The sequence below is a fragment of the Oleiphilus sp. HI0043 genome (assembly GCF_001634935.1).
Genome location: NZ_LWEY01000802.1, coordinates 1 through 515 on the forward strand (window position 1 = coordinate 1; position 515 = coordinate 515).

General features: G+C 41.7%; 1 protein-coding gene. It reads right to left on the bottom strand.

Features of this window, described 5'->3' with window-relative positions:
* Positions 1–320 precede the first annotated feature (320 nt).
* Positions 321–515: arginase family protein (locus A3729_RS09185; protein ID WP_197475727.1), on the bottom strand; the 195-nt coding region annotated here is incomplete at its 5' end.

Sequence of the window (515 nt, forward strand, 5' to 3'; positions counted from 1 at the left end):
ACGAACATTTACCGAGAATTTCATGCCATTGGCATCGACTGTTAAATAGCCTTCAGGGTCCCACTTTGGCAGGTCACCTTTAGCAAGGCGCTTTACATACAAGAAGCTTACACTGACAACACATATCAGCAGACCCAAAACAGTTAGCGCGGCTTTTTTTCTAATTCTCATAATCAACCTATCTTAAGGAACTCATATAACCTTACCCACAAAGAACAAACACTCTGTGAGATGGACATTTATTTGGTCAGTTAGAGTAATGCCAATTCAGACTTAAAGAGAGCCACAATAATGAGAAATGAATCTTACCGGTGGGTAAATTACCTAGATTGAAGCCTTTCAATAATGCCCATCATTTTATATGTCAGGAGTGCTGCCGAAAATTCGTAAGCATGAAAGCCTTTGATTGGTGCGAACTCGGTAATATCGAAACCGATGATTTCGCATTGTTTTGCGACTGACTCAAATAAGGACAATGTTTGATACCAGCCAAGCCCACCTGGCACGGGCGTGCC